Origin of the sequence: uncultured Nocardioides sp. (assembly GCF_902805925.1) — a bacterium.
Classification (GTDB): Bacteria; Actinomycetota; Actinomycetes; order Propionibacteriales; family Nocardioidaceae; genus Nocardioides.
This window is the reverse complement of record NZ_CADCUP010000212.1, coordinates 1-15,845: the sequence shown is the minus strand read 5'-3', so window position 1 is coordinate 15,845 and position 15,845 is coordinate 1. Positions and strand designations below refer to the sequence as shown.

Sequence of the window (15,845 nt, the reverse complement as noted above, 5' to 3'; positions counted from 1 at the left end):
GCAGCACGACCTCGCGGGCGGCCGGCGCCTCGGGCTTGGAGTGCGACTGCTGGTGGTGGAGGTCGAGGCTGAGCTGGGACCGCGCCATCTCGCCCACGGCTGCGGCGCGGCGGGCGTCCCACGATTCGACCGATCCCAGCGCCTTCAACGTCTCCGCACCGTGGGTGACGGCGGCGGAGAGGTCGAGGGCGTCGGCGAGGTCGAGCTCCGCGGTGACGCGCATGGTGCCGGTGAAGGACACCTGCTGATCCTCGATCGTCACATGCCGGGAGTCGGCACCACGGGCCGCCTCCAGTCGAGCGCGGGTGGGGTGGAACCGGGCGATCGCGGCATCGACGAGCCGGTCCACGGTGGTGGTGGAGGTGCGGTGCGCGAACGGGGCCAGCTGCCGATCCACGTACGCGGCCGCTTCTCGGGAGAGGTCGGCGTGGATGGTGGTCTCCGCCACCCGCCTCGCCTTCCAGGCGGGCAGCTCGCCGGCCTGGACCCGGCGCCACAGCCGGGGCAACCGGTGGCGCAACTCGAGGGCCTGGCCGATGAGCCGCTTCGCCGCCAGCGTGGAGATACCGAGGGCAGCGCCGAGCTCGGCGATGCAGAACTCCGCCACCAACGGCGCACCCGGCCCGGCGACGGGCTCCTCGTGCTCCCCACCACCGGGCATGGTGAAGGTCGCGGCGGAGTCCTCGGTGGCGGGGTGGAGGTCGGCCCACTGGCACGCCGCGACCAGCAGCTCGGCTTCCGCACGGTCGGCCAGAGCGCGACGCGAACGGGCGTAGCCGAGCACCGCTGCCGCGGTGTCCGGGAGCTCGCTCGTCGTGGTGGCCATAGGAGAACTCAACCACCGCCCGCCGACATTTCGGGCAGGGTGAAGAGGGACTGTGGACGACGGATCGCGCCGGCTGGGACCCTGGTTCGAGGCTCGTCGCCACGGGCAGGTTCGAGGTGAGCAGCACGTTGACTCGGAGGCGTCAGTTGTCTGCGCGGCACACCGGTGTCTTCGGCCAGCGGCTGACTTGAGCGGATGGTCCGCCAGCCATGCCGACACCAGTTCGCGGTCTCGGGCTGACTCGGGACGCGCGCCTCCCGGGCCAGGCGGCGCGAGGAGCTGCGGGGACAGCCGTGGACGCGACGACGCCCCGGCAGCGGGGCTGCCGGGGCGTCGTACGCCGGGAGTGGGGGCTCAGGCCCAGCGCTCCGAGGCGGGCACGAAGTCGAGCGTGCGGTCGCCGGTGTAGATCTGCTTGGGCCGGGCGATCTTCTGCTCCTTGTCCTGCACCAGCTCCAGCCACTGCGCCAGCCAGCCGGGGGTGCGCCCGATGGCGAAGAGCACGGTGAACATCTCGGGCGGGAACTGGAACGCCTCGTAGATCAGGCCGGAGTAGAAGTCGACGTTGGGGTAGAGCTTGCGCTTGATGAAGTACTCGTCCTCGAGGGCGATCTTCTCCAGCTCCAGCGCGATGTCCAGGAGCGGGTTGGTGCCGGTGACCTCGAAGACGTCCTCGGCGGCCTTCTTGATGATGCGGGCGCGGGGGTCGTAGTTCTTGTAGACCCGGTGGCCGAAGCCCATCAGCTTCTCGTTGCCGTCCTTGACGCCCTCGATGAACGCCGGGATCTCGCTGGTGGTGCCGATGCGGCGCAGCATCCGCAGCACGGCCTCGTTGGCGCCGCCGTGCAGCGGGCCGAAGAGCGCACCCACGCCGGCGGAGACCGCGGAGTAGGGGTCGACCTGCGTCGAGCCCACCGAGCGGACCGCGTTGGTGGAGGCGTTCTGCTCGTGGTCGGCGTGCAGGATGAAGAGCACGTCGAGGGCCTTGACCAGGCGCTCGTCGGCCTCGAACCGCTGCTCGCTCATCTTGAACAGCATGGAGAGGAAGTTGGCGGTGTAGCTCAGGTCGTTGTCGGGGTAGACGAACGGCTTGCCCTGCGTGTGGCGGAACGACCAGGCGCCCAGCGTCGGCATCTTGGCGATCATCCGCACGATCTGCAGGTGGCGGTTCTCGACGTCGTTGATGTTGCGGGCGTCGGGGTAGAACGTCGACAGGGCGCCGGTGGAGGCCATCAGCATGCCCATCGGGTGGGCGTCGTAGCGGAATCCCTCCGTGAACGACTTGACGTTCTCGTGCACGAACGTGTGATAGGTGATCTCGTGCACCCACGCGTCGTACTCCGCCTTGCTGGGCAGGGCGCCGTGGATGAGCAGGTAGGCGACCTCGAGGAAGTTCGACTTCTCCGCGAGCTGCTCGATGGGGTAGCCGCGGTACTCCAGGATCCCCTCCTCGCCGTCGATGAAGGTGACCGAGCTGCGGCACGACGCGGTGTTGACGAAGCCGGGGTCGTACGTCGCGAGGCCGGGCCCCTCGTCGAGCCGGATCTGGCCGAGGTCGGCGGCCTTGATCGTGTTGTCGGTGATGGCGATGTCGTAGGACTGGCCCGTGCGGTTGTCGCGGACGGTGAGAGAATCGGTTGCTGCGTCGGCGGTGGCCGGCGCGTCGGTGGCCGTTACGTCTGTCACGTCGGCTCCTGTCGTGATCGTCTGAGACGAAGATGGGTGAGGCCCCAACGTATTCCTTCACCGGTGGCGACCTCAAAGCAGGTACCCACCCACCGGACGGGTACGACGTTTTGACCCCCGCGCACGGGCCCGCGTATCTTTGCTCGTCGCGACTCCTGCCGCGCTCCGACCACGGTCGAGGTGCAGATCCGGACACTCCGCCACTCGGCGGAGGAAGCCGGGCAGTGTTCGTCAGAAGCCGCAGCACCACCACCCGGCGCGACCCCTCGTGCCGGGACCGACGAACGAGAAGGTTCTCAGCCGTGCGCACGTACAGCCCGAAGCCCGCTGACATCCAGCGCGAGTGGCACGTCATCGACGCCACCGACGTGGTCCTCGGACGCCTCGCCGTCCAGACCGCCAACCTCCTGCGGGGCAAGCACAAGCCGACGTTCGCCCCCCACATGGACATGGGCGACTTCGTCATCATCGTCAACGCCGAGAAGGTCGCCCTCTCGGGCAACAAGGCGGTCACCAAGATGGCCTACCGCCACTCCGGCTACCCCGGTGGCCTCTCCTCCACGCCGTACGGCGTGCTGCTGGAGAAGGACGCCCGCCGGGCGATCGAGAACTCGGTCTGGGGCATGCTCCCCAAGAACCGCCTCGGCCGCCAGATCATCAAGAAGCTCAAGGTCTACACCGGCCCGGAGCACCCGCACGCGGCCCAGCAGGCCACGCCGTTCGAGATCTCCCAGGTCTCCCAGTAATTCTCTAGGACGAGTGAGGAACACCGTGGCTGAGACCACCGAGAACACCGAGACCCAGGCCCCCGACGGCGACGTCGAGGAGACCTACACCACCGACGAGTCGGGCGTGGCCTACTCCTCCGAGAGCGCCCCGTCGGCCGACGCCCCGCTGCGTCCGGCGACCATCGCTCCCGCAGCGGCCACCGGCCGTCGCAAGGAGGCCGTCGCCCGCGTCCGCATCGTGCCGGGCACCGGCGTGTGGACCGTCAACGGCCGCACCCTGGACTCCTACTTCCCCAACAAGCTGCACCAGCAGGTCGTCAACGAGCCGTTCGCCGAGCTGCAGCTCGAGGGCCGCTTCGACGTCATCGCCCGCATCCACGGCGGTGGCATCACCGGCCAGGCCGGCGCCCTGCGCCTCGGTGTGGCCCGCTGCCTGAACTCCATCGACGTCGACGCCAACCGTCCCTCCCTCAAGAAGGCCGGCCTGCTCACCCGTGACGCCCGCGTCATCGAGCGCAAGAAGGCCGGTCTGAAGAAGGCCCGCAAGGCGCCGCAGTTCAGCAAGCGCTGATCGACGCCTGACGACTGCATGTCGCGCCTCTTCGGCACGGACGGGGTCCGGGGCCTGGCCAACGGTCGGCTGACCGCTGAGCTGGCCCTGGACCTGTCCGTCTCCGCAGCCCACGTGCTCGCCGACCTCGGTGAGTTCTCGGGCCACCGACCGCTCGCGGTCGTGGGGCGCGACCCCCGCATCTCGGGGCAGTTCCTCGAGGCCGCGGTGGTCGCGGGGCTGGCCTCGGCCGGCGTCGACGTGCTCCTGCTGGGCGTGCTGCCGACCCCGGGGGTCGCGTTCCTCACCGGCTCCCTGGGCGCCGACCTCGGCGTGATGCTGTCGGCCTCGCACAACCCGATGCCCGACAACGGCATCAAGTTCCTCGCGCGCGGCGGGCACAAGCTCGACGACGCCATCGAGGTCGCCATCGAGCAGCGGATGGGCGAGCCGTGGGAGCGGCCCACCGGCGGCGGTGTCGGCCGGGTGTCGGTGCACCCCACCGCGGTCCAGGAGTACGCCGCCCACCTGGTCTCCACCACCGGGCACCGGCTCGACGGGCTCACCGTCGTGCTCGACTGCGCCGAGGGGGCCGCCCACGCCGCGGGTCCGCAGGCCCTGCGAGACGCCGGCGCCGAGGTCATCGCGATCCACGCCCACCCCGACGGCCTCAACATCAACGACGGCTGCGGGTCCACCCACCTGGGTCCGCTGCGCGCCGCCGTCCTCGAGCACGGCGCCGACGCCGGCTTCGCCCTCGACGGGGACGCCGACCGCTGCCTGGCCGTCGACCACGAGGGCAACGTCGTCGACGGCGACCAGATCCTCGCCGTGCTGGCGCTCTCGATGCGCGACCAGGGCCGGCTCGTCCGGGACTCCGTGGTCGTCACGGTGATGAGCAACCTCGGCTTCGTCCAGGCGATGGCGGCCCACGACGTCGGCGTGCGCCAGACGCGGGTCGGCGACCGCTACGTGCTGGAGGAGATGAAGGACTCGGGCTACAACCTCGGCGGCGAGCAGTCGGGCCACGTGATCCTCAGCGACCATGCGACGACCGGCGACGGCATCCTCACCGCCCTGCACGTCATGGAGCGGATGGCCACCACCGGCCGCTCCCTGCAGGAGCTCGCAGGTGTGATGACCCGGCTGCCGCAGGTGCTCGTCAACGTGCGCCACGTCGACAGGTCCCGTGCCGACCAGGACGAGGTCCTGGCCGCCGCGGTCGCCGAGGAGGAGGCGCTGCTCCGCGACCGCGGCCGTATCCTCCTGCGTCCCTCCGGCACCGAGGAGATGGTGCGCGTGATGGTCGAGGCGCCCGGGCTCGACGAGGCCGAGGCCGTCGCCCACCGGCTCGCCGACGTGGTCAAGGCCCAGCTCACCCCCTGACCGGCCCCGGCGTCACCCGCGGACGACCCGCACGGTGACCTCGCAGGAGGCCCCCGCCTCCAGCCCCTCCGCGAGACGCACGGCCCTCTTCACCGGTAGCACCATCGTGCCCACCGACTCGGGGAACAGCGACGTGTGCCAGGCAGTCGAGCCGATCCGTGCCTCGACCCGGACGCTGCCGAAGCCCCGGCGCGGGCCCGCCTCGAGGACGATGTCGGCAGCCGCCTCAGCCGGGACGGTCACGAAGTGCCACGACCCGGGCTCGCCGGGGGAGTGCTCCCACAGCACGGTGCGGAAGGAGTGCCTGGCCATCCCGCGATGCTGGCACGCGCCGCCGACAGCCGCTCCGTCAGCGACAGGTCATCGCCTGCCCGCGGGGGCCAGCCGGGTGTCCACGAGCAGGAAGTCGTGGTCGGTGTAGGTCGCCGGCACGACACGGGACACCGGTGCCCGCAGCGCCGGGCTGCCGTAGACGTGCTGGATGCCGGGCGCCCGGGTGGCCGCGGCGTCGGTCCGCGTCCACATCCCGGCCGGTGCGCACGAGTCCTGGCGGTTGACGTCCCCGCCGAGGACGGTGGCCCCCCGGGCGGCGTACGACGCCAGCACCCGGCCCAGCTCGCGGCACTGCGCGTCGTTGGCGGCCTGTGCCTCCGCGGTGCCGCGGGTGCTCAGGTGGGTGGCGCAGACCGACACGCGCCGCGCCGTGGTGGCGCACACCCAGCGCCGCTCCTCGACCCCGGACTGGGCGGCGAAGGCCTGGTCGCGCGAGGAGACGATCCGCTGCCCGGTGAGCACCGCGTTGCCGAAGACACCCCGGCCCCCGGGCCGCACGCAGGGCAGCGGGGCGCCGCGGTAGACGACGGCCACGAAGCGCACCTGGTAGCCGGTGCGCGCCGCGAGCCGCGCGGCGTCACCGCTGCAGGCCTCGTTGAGCGTCACGGCCCCGGGGTCCAGTGCCTCGATGGTGGTGACCGCCTCCTCGACCACGGAGGGGTGGTCCGCGCCGCCGTAGCAGCCGGCGAGCCCGGAGAGGCAGAGGTTCATCTGCAGCACGGTGTACGGCGCCCCCGCCTCGCTCGTGTCGTCGATGAGGCGGCGCAGGGGCGAGCCGTCCCCGCCGGGGCGCGCGGAGGCGACGATCCCGCCGAGGACGAGGGACGCGATGAGCGCCGTGGCCGTGGCGAGGAGCGCGAGGTCCGCGCGGCGGTTCGTCCTGGTGGTCCGCGGCCTCGTGCTCATGACCGCCTCGGTACCCGATGGGCGGTGGTTCACGGCCCTGGCGCTCCTACAGCTTGCGGAGCCTGACGTAGCGCACCGAGTGGTCGGCGTCCTTGCGCAGCACCAGCGTGGCGCGGCTGCGGGTCGGCAGCACGTTCTGGTTCAGGTTCGGGCCGTTGATGGTGTCCCAGATGCGCCCGGCCTCGGCGACCGCCTCGTCGGTGGTCAGCCGTGAGAACTGCGTGAAGTACGACGACGGGTCGCGGAACGCCGTCTCGCGGAGCCGCAGGAACCGGTCGACGTACCACCGTCGGATGTCGCTGGTGGCGGCGTCGACGTAGACGCTGAAGTCGAAGAAGTCGGTGACCGCGAGCCCCGTGCGGCCGTCGTCGCGGGTGCGCGCCGGCTGCAGCACGTTGAGGCCCTCGATGATGACGATGTCGGGACTCTTGACCGCCACGCGGTCGCCGGGCAGCACGTCGTAGGCGAGGTGGGAGTAGATCGGCGCGTCGACCTCGTCCTTGCCCGACTTGATGTCGATGACGAACCTCAGCAGCGCCTTGCGGTCGTAGGACTCCGGGAACCCCTTGCGGTGCAGGATGCCGCGGCGCTCGAGCTCGGCGTTGGGGAGCAGGAAGCCGTCGGTGGTGACCAGGGCGACGTGGGGGTGCTCGGGCCAGTGCGCGAGCATCTGCTGCAGCACCCGGGCGGTGGTCGACTTGCCGACCGCCACCGATCCCGCGAGCCCGATGACGAACGGCGTGCGCGGCGGCGTACGACGGTGGAGGAACCGCTCCTGCTCCCGGTGCAGCCGGGTGGCACCGGCCACCCGCAGGCTCAGCAGGCGCGAGAGCGGCAGGTAGACCTGCTCGACCTCGTGCAGGTCCAGGAAGTCGCCCAGGCCCCGCAGGCTGAGCACCTCGTCAGGGGTCAGCGGGTTGGTCGTGTCGAGGGCCAGGGCCGCCCACGCGGCGCGGTCGAGCTCGACGAACGGGGAGGCCTCCGAGAAGCCGGTGCTCCCCGCGGCATCAGACATGTCCGGCATTGTTGCAGCCGCCGACGCGCCGGACGCACGGCGGCTCGCCGGTGCCCGTGACGGGCGTACGGCGAATAGACTCACCCCTCATGTGCGGAATCGTGGGATACGTCGGTCACCGGCAGGCCGAGGGAGTCGTCATCGAGGGGCTGCGCCGCCTGGAGTACCGCGGCTACGACTCCGCCGGGATCGCGCTGGCGCACGACGGCCGGGTGGCCTCGGACAAGCGGGCGGGCAAGCTCGCCAACCTGGAGAAGGCGATGATCGACCACCCGCTGCCCCAGGCGACCACGGGCATCGGCCACACCCGGTGGGCCACCCACGGCGCGCCCAACGACGTGAACGCCCACCCGCACCTGGGCAGCACCGGCCGGCTGGCCGTCGTCCACAACGGCATCATCGAGAACTTCGCCGCCCTGCGCGACGACCTCGAGGACGCCGGGCACGAGATGCTCTCCGAGACCGACACCGAGGTCGCCGCACACCTCCTCGAGCTCGAGGTCTGCGCCGGCGCGGACCTCACCACGGCGATGCAGAGCGTCTGCCGCCGCCTCCGCGGCGCCTTCACCCTCGTCGCGCTGGACGCCGAGGACCCCGGCCGCGTGGTCGCCGCCCGCCGCAGCTCCCCGCTCGTCGTGGGCATCGGCGAGGGCGAGAACTTCCTCGGCTCCGACGTCGCGGCGTTCATCGAGCACACCCGCGAGGCGCTGGAGCTCGAGCAGGACCAGGTCGTGACCATCACCGCCGACGCCGTCAGCGTCAGCGGCTTCGACGGCACGCCCGGCGAGGGCCGCCGCTACCACGTCGACTGGGACCTCGCCGCGGCCGAGAAGGACGGCCACGACTGGTTCATGCGCAAGGAGATCCACGAGCAGCCGCGCGCCGTGGCCGAGTCCCTGCTGGGCCGCCGCAACGCCGAGGGCCTGCTGCAGCTCGACGAGATGCGCCTCTCCGACGACGACCTGCGCGACATCGACAAGATCATCATCATCGCGGCCGGCACGTCCTTCTACGCCGGCATGGTCGCCAAGTACGCCATCGAGCACTGGACCCGCATCTCGGTCGAGGTCGAGCTCGCCAGCGAGTTCCGCTACCGCGACCCGATCCTGACCCACTCCACCCTGGTGGTCGCGATCAGCCAGTCGGGCGAGACCGCCGACACCCTGCAGGCCATCCGGCACGCGCGGGTGCAGCGCTCGCGGGTGCTGGCGATCTGCAACACCAACGGGTCCACGATCCCGCGCGAGTCCGACGGGGTCATCTACACCCACGCCGGCCCGGAGATCGGTGTGGCGTCCACCAAGGGCTTCCTGACCCAGCTGGTCGCCTGCTACCTCCTCGCGCTCTACCTCGCCCAGGTCAAGGGCACGCGGTACGGCGACGAGATCGCGCAGGTCATGGACCAGCTCGACCGGATGCCGGCCCACATCCAGACCGTGCTCGACGCCGACGAGTCGATCTACGCGCTCGCCCGCGAGCACGCCGACGCCCGCTCGGTGCTGTTCCTGGGCCGCCACGCGGGCTACCCCGTGGCCCTCGAGGGCGCGCTGAAGCTCAAGGAGATCGCCTACCTCCACGCGGAGGGCTTCGCCGCCGGCGAGCTCAAGCACGGTCCCATCGCGCTGGTCGAGCCGGGCCTGCCCGTCTTCTGCATCGTGCCGCCCCGGGGCCGCGACCAGCTGCACGAGAAGATGGTCAGCGGCATCCAGGAGGTGCGCGCCCGGGGCGCCCGCACGCTGTGCATCGCCGAGGAGGGCGACGAGTCGATCCGCCCGTACGCCGACGTGCTCGTGCCGGTGCCCGCCGTCCCCGTGCTCCTGCAGCCGCTGGTCTCGGTGGTCCCGCTCCAGCTGTTCGCCTGCGAGCTGGCCACGCAGCTCGGCCACGACGTCGACCAGCCCCGCAACCTGGCGAAATCGGTCACGGTCGAGTAGTGGCCGTCCTCGGGCTCGGCATCGACGTCGTCGACATCGAGCGCTTCGGCGTCTCGCTGGAGCGCACCCCCCACCTGCGCGACCGACTGTTCACTCCCGAGGAGGCCACCCGGCCGCTGGCCTCCCTGGCGGCCCGCTTCGCCGCCAAGGAGGCGCTGGCCAAGGCGCTCGGCGCCCCCGGGGGACTGGCGTGGCACGACGCCGAGATCGTCTCGGAGGAGACCGGCCGCCCCCGGTTCGAGCTCCGGGGCACCGTGGCAGCGCGGGCCGCCGAGCTGGGCGCCGCCTCGGTGCACGTGTCGCTGTCGCACGACGCCGGCATCTCCTCCGCAGTGGTCGTCCTCGAGGACTGAGCCGGTCCGCACGGCGCGACGCGCGGGCGCCGGGGTGGGGCACGGCGGGGTCGTCGTGGCCGGCCGGTCCGGGGCCGCTTCCGCGCCGCAGGACGGGCGGGCTAGCGTGGGGTCACCGTCGCGCATCGGGAGAGGACACGGCTGTGGGACTGCAGGACTTCTTCAAGGCTCCGAGGAGGGTCGCCGACTCGTCGACCTCCGGCACCTCCGGCCTGCCCGAGCCGGAGCCCGGGCCCACCGTGGCCGAGGCCGCCTCGGAGACGGTGCTCGCGCCCCGCACCCGCATCCACACCGTTGCGGCGGGTGACACGCTGGAGAGCATCGCCGAGCAGTACGCCGTCGAGCCGGCCGACGTCGCCCGGCTCAACGCGATGGGCGAGCGCGACCCCGTGGTGGAGGGCCAGGTCTTCACGATCCCCGCCGGCTGACGCCCTAGGGTCGGGGGATGCGGCACGCCCACACGCTCGACCAGGTCCGCACCGCCGAGGCCGCGCGCCGGGTGGACCTGCCCGACGGGGCGCTGATGGCCCGCGCCGCGGCCGGCCTCGCCGCCGCGCTGGTCGACCACCTCGGCGGCGCCTACGGCCGTCGCGTGCTCCTGCTCGTCGGCTCGGGCGACAACGGCGGTGACGCGCTGCACGCCGGTGCCCGGCTGGCCCGTCGGGGCGCGCGGGTGAGTGCGCTGCTGGTGGCCGACCGGGCACACGAGGACGGGCTGGCCGCCTTCCGCGCCGCGGGCGGCCGGGTCGTCGACGCGGTGCCGGCCGGCCTCGACGTCGTCGTCGACGCGATCGTGGGCATCGGTGGCCGGCCCGGGCTGCGCGAGGCCGCACAGCGAGCGGTGGACGCGGTCCGGGGCGTGCCGGTGGTCGCCGTCGACGTGCCCTCCGGCGTCGACGTCGACACCGGCGAGACCCCCGAGCCGCACGTGCGCGCCGACCTGACCATCACCTTCGGCACCCACAAGGTGGCCCACCTGGTCGAGCCCGCCGCCTCCGCGTGCGGCGCCGTCCACCTCGTCGACGACCTGGACCTCGACCTGCCGGAGGCGGCGGTGACCGCGCTCCAGCCGGCCGACGTGCGCCGGCTGGTGCCCGTGCCGGCACCCGATGCGCAGAAGTACACCCGCGGGGTCGTGGGCGTCCGGGCCGGCTCCGCCGTCTACCCCGGCGCGGCGCTGCTGTGCGTCGCGGGGGCGGCCAGCGGACTGGCCGGCATGACGCGGTACGTCGGCTCGGAGGAGGCCGCGGCGCGCGTGCACGCCGCCCACCCCGAGGTGGTCGGCGGGGGCCGCGTGCAGGCGTGGGTGGTCGGGCCGGGCACCGACACCGACGCGGGGGCCGCGCTCGCGGCGGCCCTGGCCGACGGCGTACCCACCGTCGTGGACGCCGACGCCCTCGCCCACGTCACCGGCCCGGCCGCGTCCCCCCTGGTGCTGACGCCGCACGCCGGCGAGCTGTCGCGGATGACCGGTGCCGCGCGCGAGGACGTCGAGGCGGCGCCGCTGGCGCACGCCCGCGCCGCGGCCCGGCAGTACGACGCCGTCGTGCTGCTCAAGGGACGCCACACCCTGGTCGCCGCGCCGGACGGGCGGGTGCGCGTCACCACGACGGGCGTGCCCTGGCTGGCCACCGCGGGTGCCGGGGACGTGCTCGCCGGGCTCGTGGGCGCACTGCTCGCGGCCGGTCTCGACCCGTTCGACGCCGCGTCGGTCGGCTCCTGGGTGCACGGTGCGGCCGCGACGCTCGCCAGCCGGGGCGGCCCCGTGGTCGCCGGTGACGTCGCCGCCGCCCTGCCGGAGGCGGTGCGCGGGCTCGTGGGCCGGATGGGAGAATCGGGCACATGACCCCCCGTGCCCGCATCGACGTCGACCTGGCGGCGATCCGGCACAACGTCGACACCCTGGCCCGGCTGGTCGCCCCGAGCGCGCTGATGGTCGTGGTCAAGGCCGACGCCTACGGACACGGCATGCTGCCGGTCGCCCGCGCCGCCCGCACGGCCGGCGCCCCGTGGCTGGGCGTCGCCACCATCGACGAGGCGCTCGCACTGCGGCGCGGGGGCGACACCGGGCGCGTGCTGTGCTGGCTGACGGTGCCGGGGGAGGACTACGACACCGCCGTCCGCGAGGGGGTCGACCTCACGGCGTACTCCCTGGCGGAGATCGCCGAGATCGCTGCCGCGGCCGAGCGCACCGGTGTGCCGGCCAGGGTGCAGCTCAAGGTCGACACCGGACTCTCCCGCGGGGGCGCACCGATGGCCGCGTGGCCCGACCTCGTCGAGGAGGCCTGTCGCCTCGAGGGCGCCGGGCTGGTGCACGTCACCGGCACCTGGTCGCACCTCGCCAACGCCGACGAGCCCGAGCACCCGGCCAACGACGCCCAGCAGGCGGTCTTCGAGGAGGCGCTCGCCGTGGCCTCCGACGCCGGGCTGCGGCCCGAGGTGCGCCACCTGGCCAACTCCGCGGCCGCGGTCCTGCGCCCCGCTGCCCGCTACGACCTGGTGCGGTGCGGCATCGCGGCGTACGGGCTGGACCCCGCCCCGGGCCGCACCCCCGACCTCGGGCTGGTCCCGGCCATGTCGGTGGTGGCCAGGCTGGCCATGGTCAAGGCGCTGCGGGCCGGTGACAGCGTCTCCTACGGCCACACCTGGACCGCCGAGGGCGACACCACCGTGGGGCTCGTGCCGCTGGGGTACGGCGAGGGCATCCCGCGCATCGCCGGCAACCGCGCCCAGGTGTGGGTCGGCGGCGGGCGACGCCGCGTGCGGGGCCGGGTGTGCATGGACCAGCTCGTCGTCGAGCTGGGCGCCGAACCGGCCGAGGCGGGCGACGAGGTGGTGGTCTTCGGTCCCGGCGTCCACGGCGAGCCCACCGCGCAGGACTGGGCCGAGGCCAGCGACACCATCAACTACGAGATCGTCACCCGCATCGGCGGCCGGATGCCGCGACGGCACCTCGACGGGGGAGGGCCCACGTGAGCCTGAGAGGCAAGGTCCTCGGCGGGGTGCTGGGTGCCGCCGGGATCGTCTTCGCGGGGTCCGCGGTGCGGGTCGCGCACCGCCACCGGGTGATCGCGCGGCGCGACGCCACCTCGCGGACGCCGCTGGGCTCGCTGCGCGCCGAGCCCCTCACCGTGGTGGCCGCCGACGGGGTCAACCTGCACGTGGAGGTCGACGAGCTGCCGGCCCGGGGGCGGCACGGCGGCGACGACCAGCCGACCGCGATCTTCGTGCACGGCTACGCGCTCACCCTCGACTGCTGGCACCACCAGCGGCTGGCCTACCGCGGGCAGCTGCGCAGCGTCTACTACGACCAGCGCTCCCACGGCCGGTCCGCGCGCTCGCCCGAGGAGAACTGCACCATCGAGCAGCTGGGCGACGACCTGCTGCGTGTCATCGAGGCCACGGCGCCCGGACCGGTGGTCCTCGTCGGCCACTCCATGGGCGGCATGGGACTCATCTCCCTGGTCCAGCACCACCCCGAGCTCTTCGGCGGCAAGGTCCTCGGCGTCGCGCTGATCTCGACCACCGCAGGCGGGCTCGACCCCGGGCGGCTGGTTTTCCCGCTGCTGCCCCTCGGCTTCGGCGGCCGCGTGCTCGGCCGCACGATCTCCACCCTCGAGCGCGGCGACTGGCTCATCGACCACCTCCGCAGCCGCGGCCGCGACCTGGCCGAGGTCGTCACCGACGACTTCGCCTTCGGGCACGGCGCGGCCCCCCGCGACCTCGTCGACTTCGTGCTCGACATGCTCGACGCGACGCCGTTCGCCGTGGTGGCCGACTTCTGGCCGGCCTTCGCCAAGCTCGACTCCTTCGAGCACCTCGGCGCGCTGGCGAACGTCCCGACGTCCATCGTCAGCGGCACCAGCGACAAGATCGTGCGGACCAGCCACAGCCGCAACCTGCACGCCCGCATCCCCGGCTCGAGCCTGCTCGAGATCGACGGCGCCGGGCACATGGTGATCCTCGAGCGGCCCGACGAGGTCAACGCCGAGCTCGACGACCTGTTCGACGCCGTGGAGCAACGGCTCACCGCGGGACGTTCCGCGTGAGCCTGCGCGTGCGCCGCGTCGGGGCCGACGAGGCGGCGACCGTGCACGCCGTCGTGCATGCCGCCTTCGCGGCCCGCCCGCCGCTCGACCCGCCCACCGACGCGCTGGCCGAGGACCCCGGCAGCCTCGCCCGGGCGCTCGGCACCTCCCGCGGGCTGCTGGCCGAGCTCGACGACGAGCCGGTGGGCGCCGGGCTGCTCGCCCCGGTCGGTCCCACGCTGTTCCTGAGGCGCGTGGGTGTGCTGCCCGACCGGCGGGACCACGGTGTCGCGCACGCCCTGGTCGCGGCGGCCCACGAGGCGGCCGTCGGCTTCACCGACCTCGCCGTGGTGGCACGAGACGAGCTGCCCGCCACCGTCGGGTTCTGGGAGTCGCAGGGGTTCACGCGCTCGGCCCACACCCCACCGAACGTCGAGCTGCGGCGGCGCCTCCCCACGGCGTACGACGCCCCCGACGCCGAGGCGATGCGCGACCTCGGCCAGCGGCTGGGCGGTCTGCTCGTCGCCGGGGACCTGGTGGTGCTCACCGGCGAGCTGGGAGCCGGCAAGACGACGTTCACCCAGGGCCTGGGCGCCGGGCTGGGCGTGCGCGGGCAGGTCACCTCGCCGACGTTCGTCATCGCGCGGGTGCACCCCTCGCTGGTGGGCGGTCCCGACCTCGTCCACGTCGACGCCTACCGCCTGGGCGGCGTCGAGGAGCTCGACGACCTCGACCTCGACACCTCCCTCGAGGGTGCCGTCACGGTGGTCGAGTGGGGTGCCGGGATGGCCGAGGTCCTGGCCGAGCACCGGCTCGACGTCGAGATCAGCCGGGCGGTGGGCGGCGAGCCGGCCACCGACGACCACGACCCCCGCGTCGTGGCGCTGCGGCGCCGGTAGGGTCGCTGCGTGCTGCTCGCCCTCGACACCGCCACCCCGCTGGTGACCGTCGCCCTCCACGACGGCGACGACGTGGTGGCCGAGCGTCTCGCCGACCGGCCGATGAAGCACGGCGAGCAGCTGGCACCGCTCATCGAGACGGTGATGGCCGACGCGGGGATCGTCCGGCAGGACCTCACCGCGATCGCGGTCGGTGCCGGTCCCGGCCCGTTCACCGGGCTCCGGGTGGGGCTGGTGACCGCCCGCACGCTCGGCTTCGTGCTCGAGGTCCCGGTCTACGCCGTGTGCTCCCTCGACGTGCTCGCCGTGGAGGCGGCCGACACCGGCGCGGTCTCCACCGACTTCGTGGTGGCCACCGACGCCCGCCGCAAGGAGGTCTACGTCGCCTCCTACGACGCCGAGGGGGTGCGCTTGGCCGGCCCCGAGGTCCGCCTGCCCGCCGACGTGGCGACCGAGGTGCCCGTGGTGGGCGAGGGCCCGGTGCTCTACCCCACGGCGTTCCCGCACGCGGCCGGCCCGACCAGGCCCAGCGCCGGCTGGCTGGCGCGCGTCGTGCACGACGAGCGCGCCGAGCTGCTCGACCCCGAGCCGCTCTACCTGCGCCGCCCCGACGCGGTGGCCGGAGCGGCCCGCAAGCCCGTGTCGTGATCCGGGAGGCGACGGGCGAGGACCTCCCGGACCTGGTGGCCCTCGAGCGCGCCCTCTTCGGGGGCGACGCCTGGAGCGAGGCGCTGCTCGCGTCGGCGCTCGCCTCCCCCCACGAGCACGCCTGGGTCACCGACGACGTCGCGGCGTACGTCGTGACGATGGTGACCGGCGACCTCGCCGACCTGCTGCGCATCGGGGTCGCCCCGGCCGCGCGCCGCCGCGGGCTCGCCCGGCGGCTGCTGGTGACGGCCACCGACCACGCCCGTGCCTCGGGGGCCGGGCGGATGCTGCTGGAGGTGGGCGCCGGCAACCTCGCGGCGCTCGACCTCTACGCCACGGCCGGGTTCCAGCGGATCGACGTGCGCCGGCGCTACTACGCCGACGGGTCCGACGCGCTCGTGCTCAGCCTGGACCTCTGACGGTGCCGGAGCGGAACGTGTAGGCGTTGACGTAGCCCAGCGACCGGTACGTCGCCAGCGCCGGCGGGTTGTCGGCGTACGCACCCAGCGTGGCCACGCCCGGCGGCCCGGCCTGGGCGAGCCGCGTGAGCGCC

17 protein-coding genes are annotated in these 15,845 nt (G+C 73.5%); 12 read left to right on the top strand and 5 right to left on the bottom strand.

The annotated features are described in order from the left end of the window. Positions 1 to 826, bottom strand: an 826-nt coding sequence (locus QZX64_RS15470; protein ID WP_295661521.1) for a DUF222 domain-containing protein, incomplete at its 3' end; no start/stop codon positions are given. Between the two features lie 354 nt (positions 827 to 1,180). After that, positions 1,181 to 2,512: a citrate synthase gene (locus tag QZX64_RS15465; protein WP_295661519.1), complete on the bottom strand. Its 1,332-nt coding sequence runs from the start codon at positions 2,510 to 2,512 to the stop codon at positions 1,181 to 1,183. A 302-nt stretch (positions 2,513 to 2,814) separates the two neighbouring features. Between QZX64_RS15465 and rplM the strand changes: the two genes are divergently transcribed. From rplM to glmM, 3 genes are read left to right on the top strand one after another with little or no spacing between them, the layout of a single operon-like run. Then, positions 2,815 to 3,258, top strand: coding sequence for a 50S ribosomal protein L13 (gene rplM / locus QZX64_RS15460; protein ID WP_295661517.1), 444 nt, complete (start codon positions 2,815 to 2,817; stop codon positions 3,256 to 3,258). A gap of 25 nt (positions 3,259 to 3,283) precedes the next feature. Then, a complete protein-coding gene (rpsI, locus tag QZX64_RS15455; RefSeq protein ID WP_295661515.1) occupies positions 3,284 to 3,811 on the top strand; it encodes a 30S ribosomal protein S9 in 528 nt (175 codons plus the stop codon). An 18-nt stretch (positions 3,812 to 3,829) separates the two neighbouring features. Next, a complete protein-coding gene (gene glmM / locus QZX64_RS15450) occupies positions 3,830 to 5,176 on the top strand; it encodes a phosphoglucosamine mutase (RefSeq protein WP_295661513.1) in 1,347 nt (448 codons plus the stop codon). A gap of 12 nt (positions 5,177 to 5,188) precedes the next feature. On the opposite strand, the gene QZX64_RS15445 is transcribed toward glmM, so the two are convergent. The 3 genes from QZX64_RS15445 to coaA are packed head-to-tail and all read right to left on the bottom strand — an operon-like array spanning position 5,189 to position 7,430. Next, complete coding sequence (locus tag QZX64_RS15445; RefSeq protein ID WP_295661511.1) at positions 5,189 to 5,488, bottom strand: DUF1905 domain-containing protein; 300 nt, start codon at positions 5,486 to 5,488, stop codon at positions 5,189 to 5,191. Between the two features lie 48 nt (positions 5,489 to 5,536). After that, positions 5,537 to 6,415: a hypothetical protein gene (locus QZX64_RS15440; RefSeq protein WP_295661509.1), complete on the bottom strand. Its 879-nt coding sequence runs from the start codon at positions 6,413 to 6,415 to the stop codon at positions 5,537 to 5,539. Between the two features lie 46 nt (positions 6,416 to 6,461). After that, a complete protein-coding gene (gene coaA / locus QZX64_RS15435; protein WP_295661507.1) occupies positions 6,462 to 7,430 on the bottom strand; it encodes a type I pantothenate kinase in 969 nt (322 codons plus the stop codon). A gap of 89 nt (positions 7,431 to 7,519) precedes the next feature. Between coaA and glmS the strand changes: the two genes are divergently transcribed. The 9 genes from glmS (at position 7,520) to rimI (ending at position 15,711) form a co-directional block, all read left to right on the top strand. Beyond that, positions 7,520 to 9,364 (top strand): glutamine--fructose-6-phosphate transaminase (isomerizing), encoded by a 1,845-nt coding sequence (gene glmS / locus QZX64_RS15430; RefSeq protein ID WP_295661505.1) that lies wholly within the window; start codon positions 7,520 to 7,522, stop codon positions 9,362 to 9,364. Next, complete coding sequence (locus QZX64_RS15425; RefSeq protein WP_295661503.1) at positions 9,364 to 9,717, top strand: holo-ACP synthase; 354 nt, start codon at positions 9,364 to 9,366, stop codon at positions 9,715 to 9,717. The genes glmS and QZX64_RS15425 overlap by 1 nt, the downstream gene beginning before the upstream one ends. 143 nt (positions 9,718 to 9,860) lie before the next feature. After that, entirely contained in the window at positions 9,861 to 10,145 is a 285-nt protein-coding gene (locus tag QZX64_RS15420) for a LysM peptidoglycan-binding domain-containing protein (protein ID WP_295661501.1), read from the top strand. Positions 10,146 to 10,162: 17 nt separating this feature from the next. Continuing rightward, positions 10,163 to 11,563 carry an NAD(P)H-hydrate dehydratase gene (locus QZX64_RS15415; protein ID WP_295661499.1) on the top strand — a complete coding sequence of 467 codons (1,401 nt, stop codon included), beginning with the start codon at positions 10,163 to 10,165 and terminating at the stop codon, positions 11,561 to 11,563. Beyond that, the gene (gene alr / locus QZX64_RS15410; protein WP_295661497.1) at positions 11,560 to 12,693 is read left to right on the top strand and encodes an alanine racemase; all 1,134 of its coding nucleotides are present in this window, start codon (positions 11,560 to 11,562) and stop codon (positions 12,691 to 12,693) included. Before QZX64_RS15415 ends, alr begins: the two co-directional genes overlap by 4 nt. Next, a complete protein-coding gene (locus QZX64_RS15405) occupies positions 12,690 to 13,766 on the top strand; it encodes an alpha/beta fold hydrolase (RefSeq protein WP_295661495.1) in 1,077 nt (358 codons plus the stop codon). Before alr ends, QZX64_RS15405 begins: the two co-directional genes overlap by 4 nt. After that, complete coding sequence (gene tsaE / locus QZX64_RS15400; RefSeq protein WP_295661493.1) at positions 13,763 to 14,644, top strand: tRNA (adenosine(37)-N6)-threonylcarbamoyltransferase complex ATPase subunit type 1 TsaE; 882 nt, start codon at positions 13,763 to 13,765, stop codon at positions 14,642 to 14,644. Before QZX64_RS15405 ends, tsaE begins: the two co-directional genes overlap by 4 nt. Before the next feature lie 9 nt (positions 14,645 to 14,653). Next, positions 14,654 to 15,292, top strand: a complete 639-nt coding sequence (gene tsaB / locus QZX64_RS15395) for a tRNA (adenosine(37)-N6)-threonylcarbamoyltransferase complex dimerization subunit type 1 TsaB (protein ID WP_295661492.1) — start codon at positions 14,654 to 14,656, stop codon at positions 15,290 to 15,292. Further along, complete coding sequence (rimI, locus tag QZX64_RS15390; RefSeq protein WP_295661490.1) at positions 15,289 to 15,711, top strand: ribosomal protein S18-alanine N-acetyltransferase; 423 nt, start codon at positions 15,289 to 15,291, stop codon at positions 15,709 to 15,711. The genes tsaB and rimI overlap by 4 nt, the downstream gene beginning before the upstream one ends. The last annotated feature ends 134 nt before the right edge of the window (positions 15,712 to 15,845 follow it).

Coding starts and splice junctions, on each gene's coding strand:
- QZX64_RS15415 (WP_295661499.1), top strand. CDS start 10,163: ATGCGGCACGCCCACACGCTCGACCAGGTCCGCACCGCCGAGGCCGCG.
- coaA (WP_295661507.1), bottom strand. CDS start 7,430: ATGTCTGATGCCGCGGGGAGCACCGGCTTCTCGGAGGCCTCCCCGTTC.
- glmM (WP_295661513.1), top strand. CDS start 3,830: ATGTCGCGCCTCTTCGGCACGGACGGGGTCCGGGGCCTGGCCAACGGT.
- QZX64_RS15445 (WP_295661511.1), bottom strand. CDS start 5,488: ATGGCCAGGCACTCCTTCCGCACCGTGCTGTGGGAGCACTCCCCCGGC.
- alr (WP_295661497.1), top strand. CDS start 11,560: ATGACCCCCCGTGCCCGCATCGACGTCGACCTGGCGGCGATCCGGCAC.
- QZX64_RS15440 (WP_295661509.1), bottom strand. CDS start 6,415: ATGAGCACGAGGCCGCGGACCACCAGGACGAACCGCCGCGCGGACCTC.
- glmS (WP_295661505.1), top strand. CDS start 7,520: ATGTGCGGAATCGTGGGATACGTCGGTCACCGGCAGGCCGAGGGAGTC.